This window comes from Brachyspira sp. (assembly GCF_050873525.1).
Classification (GTDB): domain Bacteria; phylum Spirochaetota; class Brachyspiria; order Brachyspirales; family Brachyspiraceae; genus Brachyspira.
Genome location: NZ_JBNMIZ010000196.1, coordinates 1 through 4924, shown reverse-complemented (window position 1 = coordinate 4924; position 4924 = coordinate 1). Strand labels below are relative to the sequence as shown.

Sequence of the window (4924 nt, the reverse complement as noted above, 5' to 3'; positions counted from 1 at the left end):
TTTGTAATATAATTTATGCGTAAATTGAATAAATTTATATAAAAATAAAATGTTAAGGTTAGTTTTTTATAATGTTTGAAAATTTAACAAAATCAATATCGGATGTATTCTACAAAATACGAGGCAAAAGAGTTTTATCGGATAAAGATATAGAAGACAGTCTTTTAACCATAAAAGAAGCTTTACTTTCGGCTGATGTTTCTTTGGAAGCGGCAAATAAATTTTTGGAAGACGCTAAAAGCAGAGCGCTTGGAAAAAATAAATTGGAAGGAGTAGAACCTTCAAATCAATTTATAGCCGATGTCAACGATACTTTAATTTCTATGATTGGCGAAGGAGAAAGCGGTTTAAAATTAGAACCAATCGAAAAAACAACGATAACTTTACTTTTTGGTTTGCAAGGTTCAGGTAAAACGACAACCTCTGCAAAATTGGCAAAATATTATAAAGAAAAAAGAAGAGTTTTATTAGTCGGTTTGGATGTTCATAGACCCGCAGCAATGGAACAGCTTTCCGTTTTGGCTAAAGAAGTAAATGTTCCCTGCCATATAGACACAAAAGAGAAAAAACCTTATAAAATATTGAAAAAGGCTTTGGCAATCGCTAAAAAAGAACAGTATAATATGATTTTAGTCGATACCGCTGGACGACTCGAAATTGACGATGAAATGATGCTTGAATTAAGAAGAGTCGTAAATACTACAAATGTTACCGAAAAACTTTTGGTTGTCGATTCTACAGCTGGGCAGAGCGTTTACGATGTGGCAAAAAGTTTTCAAAATAATATTGGAATTGACGGAGTTATTCTTACAAAATTTGATTCTGGAGTTCGAGGAGGAGCGGCGCTATCTCTAAAATACGCTACTGGTTCTTCGGTTAGATTTGTCGGAACGGGCGAGCATTTGGAAGATATAGATGTTTTTGACGCGAAGAGAGTCGCTGGACAAATACTCGGAATGGGCGATATAGTAAAACTTGTCGAAAAAGCTAAAGCGGCGATAACCGAAAAAGAAGCCGAAGAAATGCTAAAAAAAGTTATAGAAAATAATTTTGATTATAACGATTTTTTGAAGCAAATAGAAGCTACCGCTAAAATGGGCGGAATAAGTAAAATGAGTTCTATGATTCCTGGAATGGGAAATATTGATACAGATTTGATAAACAGAGAGGAAGCAAAATTTAATAGATATAAAGCAATAATTCAATCTATGACTAAAAAAGAGAGACTCGCTTTATTTCCATTGAATAATTCGAGGAAAATGAGAATCGCTAAAGGAAGCGGGCAGAGTTTATTTGAAGTAAATCAGCTTATAAAACAATTTTCTATGATGAAAAATATGATGGGAAGCTCAAAGAAAATGGATAAGTTTGCAAAATCTTTGGAAAATATGGGAATGTCGATAGACGATTTAAATAAATTAATGTGATAATATAGTTGATTTAAATGTAATAATATGATATAATATTTAATGTAGAAGAGTTTTTAAGAATAAAAATCGGAGGAAAAAGTGGTTAAATTAAGATTGAAGCGAATAGGTCGCAAGCATGAACCTCATTATAGAATAGTTGCTACGGATTCTAGATTTCCGCGCGACGGTCGTTTTATTGAAGAATTGGGTTGGTTCAATCCAAAAGCTAAGGATGTTTTATATAAGATAAACTCCGAAGGAATCAAAAAATGGCTTTCCAACGGAGCGCAGCCGAGTTATGCGGTAAAAAGTATTCTTATAAAAGAAGGGATAATGGAAAGGGATAAAAATATTATCATAGAAAGAAAGCAGAAAAGAGCTTTGAAAAATCCCGAAAAGAGACGCAAAAATCGTAAGCAAGTTAAAACTGAAACTCCCGAAACTGTAGAAACTGTGGCGGAAGAAAAAAGCGAAGCTTGAGTGCGTGATAAAAAAAATATTTTAAGTGTGGAGGTTCTCTTATGGAAGAGAAAGAGCTAGTAGAATTTATAGCGAAAAGATTAGTTGACGACCCCGATGGAGTGGAAGTAAAAATCATCGAGGGCGAAAAAAGCACTATTCTTGAGCTAAAAGTCAATCCGAATGACATTGGTAAGATTATCGGCAAAAGAGGTCGTATAGCGAGCGCGTTGCGAACAATTCTTTTTGCCACTTCCATGAAAAGCGGAAAACGAGTAATGCTTGAGATTATCGACAATTGATTATTTTTTATTCAAGAATTTCAAGATTACACGGACTTAATGGAGAGGTAGAAATTTCTTTTAGAGATAAAAGTTATTTCGCCTCTCTTCCTATTTTAAAAGAAAATACTCCCGTCATAATAAACGACAAAGAATTTATAATTCTTAAAATAAAGAAAAAAAATAAATCTTTCGTTTTTCAAATAAAAGACATTGAAGATATTGAATCTGCAAAAGAATTGATTGGACATAACATTTATATAGATTCTAAATATCTGCCCGAACTTGACGAAGACACTTTTTACGAAGCCGAATTAATAGGCTATAAAATAATAGACGAAAATAAAAATATTTACGGAGAGATTGTGGATATTTATAATTTGCCTTCAAATTATGTTTTCGATATAGCGCTTGCCGAAAATAATAAAAAAGTTTCGATTCCTTTCGTCAAAGCATATTTCGGAAAATCGGATAAAATAAATAAAACCATCGAAATAATCCAAAAACCTATTTTTGACGATTAAATTAAATAATAAAAATTAAAATCTCAATGTAATTTGTCCGCCAATATCGAAAGAAGAAAATGTAACATTCGTATTAGCCGATTGATTATAATTATCGCTTGGATATTTCATTACGGGAATATCGTATGCTGCATAAATTCCTAAAGCGATATTTGGCAAGAGCATAAAATCCACGCTCGCTTTAATATAAGGAATAATTAAAACATTGCCGAAATTTTCTTTTAATTCGCTATAGCCGTATTTCTCAAGTCGTTTTCCGCCGTAAACATCTATGAAAGAAGAATTACCGCCGAGAGGCAGTTTGACTCCTCCGCCAAATCCTATTGATAAAAATAAAACATCTATTTTTGGAATAAATCCCAAAGCCAGACTGTCGAAAGTGGAATCGCCTTTAAGTTTTTCGTTTTTGTAGGCGAAAGCGTCTCTTTGATAGCCGACTTCCAAAGACAATCCAAAAGAAAGAGCCGAAAATTCAAAATAATAATTTGGTTTTAAATATACTCCGAATTCAAAACCGCCGTTAGGATATTTATTCGTATCTCCATGAAAGAATCCTATTCCCGCTCCAAGCGATACGGTTAAATCCGCTCCAAAACCTTTTTTAGCGAACAAACTCGGACTGATTGCCGTAATTAAAAGAGTAGATATTAGAATAATTTTTTTCATTAAATGATTCTCCAAAAATAAAATTAAATATTATGTTAAGTTAAATAATACAATAATTTTAATAAAAAGCAAATATATTTTAAAAATAAATTATTTAAAAATAAAAAATATAAAAACAAAAAGCCCATGCTATGTTTCAAGCATGGGTGGAATTACAAGGATTATCGCTATCGATTAGAATATGGCGACATATAAACGCGCTCCGCTTCCGCCGTTTGCAGGATTGTCCGTATAGTTATCTGGATTTTCATGGATAACAAAAGATTTTCCCGCTATATCGGAATATTTAATCTTCGAGCTTACCACAGTTTGATTTATGCTTCCGTCCGCATTAACCGTCAAAGCGTCTAAATCTCCTCTGTGTCCGTTTCCGTTTGGTCCCGCATGTTTTTGAGTATTGTCTGGGTCCCAATGTCCGCCTACTACCGTATTGCCGTTAGCGTCTCTTGTAGGTCTTGTAGAATTTTTTTCATGCAAATGAAAACCTACTTGTCCAGCTTTAGCGGTAAGTCCAGTAGCTTTAACTTCGATGGATATTCCATCAGCCGTTTCGGTAACCGTTATAGTTCCGACTTTCTTTCCTGCGCCTCTTTGAGTTAATTCTACAATGTTTTTAGTCGTAGAATTAGGTTTTACTTGAGCCGAATTCGTTCCAGCTTGATTAGTAGAACCTTGTCTTGCTTGAGTTACGGAATTTGTTCCCGCCTGATTAGTGGCGCCTCGTCTTGCTTGAGCAAAACATACTAAAGAGGCAACGCTCAAGATGATTAAGATTTTAAAAATTTTGTTCATGTATTACCCTCCTGTGAGTAATTTGATTTTATATGTTATATATAACAATTCAATTTTTGTAAGGTAAAAAATAAAATAAAAAAAATTTATTTATTTAAAAATTTTTTTTAAAATTATTTAAAACATAAAAAATATTTAATCGTAAAAAATAATTTTTTTAATCACTTAAATTATATTTTAAATATTTAAAAAACAAAAAGCCCATGCTATATTTCAAGCATGGGTAGGGATTACAAAGATTAGCTATGAATTAAAAGCTTGCGACATATAAAGGCTCTTCGTTTCCGTTTGCTAAACTGTCCGCATAGTTGTCAATTTCGTCCGTAATAACGAGGGATTTTCCTTCAATGTCGGAAAATTTAATTCCATCGCTTACAACCGTTTGACTTATACTTCCGTCAGCGTTGACCATTAAAGCGCCTAAATCGCCAATATCTTCGCCCAATCCTCCTCCGTTAACCGAATTAACTTTTGCATCTTTGGCAGATTGCGGAGAATTGTTCCCATACAAATGGAGTTCCGCCACTCCAGATTCCAAAGCCAAACCTTTAGCTTCCAAATCGATTGATACTCCGTTTGTAGTTTCGGTAACCGTTACAGTTCCGACTTTCTTTCCCGCCCCTCTTTCGTCTAATTCCACTATGTCTTTAGTAATGGAATTAGGTTTCACTTGAGCAAAACATATTAGAGAGGCAACGCTCAAGATGATTAAGATTTTAAAAATTTTGTTCATGTATTACCCTCCTGTGAGTAATTTGATTTTATATGTTATATATAACAATTCAATTTTTGT

The 4924-nt window shown here is 33.4% G+C and carries 7 protein-coding genes; 4 read left to right on the top strand and 3 right to left on the bottom strand.

The window, feature by feature from the left end:
* The first annotated feature begins 71 nt into the window (after positions 1-71).
* The 4 genes from ACR0QS_RS11000 to rimM all read left to right on the top strand — a co-directional run bounded on the left by ACR0QS_RS11000 (position 72) and on the right by rimM (position 2673).
* On the top strand, positions 72-1427 hold the full coding sequence (locus ACR0QS_RS11000; protein WP_432633494.1) for a signal recognition particle protein: 1356 nt from the start codon (positions 72-74) through the stop codon (positions 1425-1427).
* 81 nt (positions 1428-1508) lie between these two features.
* Positions 1509-1889 (top strand): 30S ribosomal protein S16, encoded by a 381-nt coding sequence (gene rpsP / locus ACR0QS_RS10995; RefSeq protein ID WP_432633493.1) that lies wholly within the window; start codon positions 1509-1511, stop codon positions 1887-1889.
* A gap of 41 nt (positions 1890-1930) precedes the next feature.
* Entirely contained in the window at positions 1931-2170 is a 240-nt protein-coding gene (locus ACR0QS_RS10990) for a KH domain-containing protein (protein ID WP_432633492.1), read from the top strand.
* Positions 2167-2673: a ribosome maturation factor RimM gene (rimM, locus tag ACR0QS_RS10985; RefSeq protein WP_432633491.1), complete on the top strand. Its 507-nt coding sequence runs from the start codon at positions 2167-2169 to the stop codon at positions 2671-2673. Before ACR0QS_RS10990 ends, rimM begins: the two co-directional genes overlap by 4 nt.
* A gap of 15 nt (positions 2674-2688) precedes the next feature.
* Here the strand turns inward: rimM and ACR0QS_RS10980 are convergent, their stop codons facing one another.
* The 3 genes from ACR0QS_RS10980 to ACR0QS_RS10970 all read right to left on the bottom strand — a co-directional run bounded on the left by ACR0QS_RS10980 (position 2689) and on the right by ACR0QS_RS10970 (position 4864).
* Positions 2689-3339 carry a hypothetical protein gene (locus tag ACR0QS_RS10980; protein ID WP_432633490.1) on the bottom strand — a complete coding sequence of 217 codons (651 nt, stop codon included), beginning with the start codon at positions 3337-3339 and terminating at the stop codon, positions 2689-2691.
* A 174-nt stretch (positions 3340-3513) separates the two neighbouring features.
* Positions 3514-4131, bottom strand: a complete 618-nt coding sequence (locus tag ACR0QS_RS10975) for a superoxide dismutase family protein (RefSeq protein WP_432633489.1) — start codon at positions 4129-4131, stop codon at positions 3514-3516.
* Positions 4132-4381: 250 nt separating this feature from the next.
* Positions 4382-4864, bottom strand: coding sequence for a superoxide dismutase family protein (locus tag ACR0QS_RS10970; protein WP_432633488.1), 483 nt, complete (start codon positions 4862-4864; stop codon positions 4382-4384).
* Positions 4865-4924 lie beyond the last annotated feature (60 nt).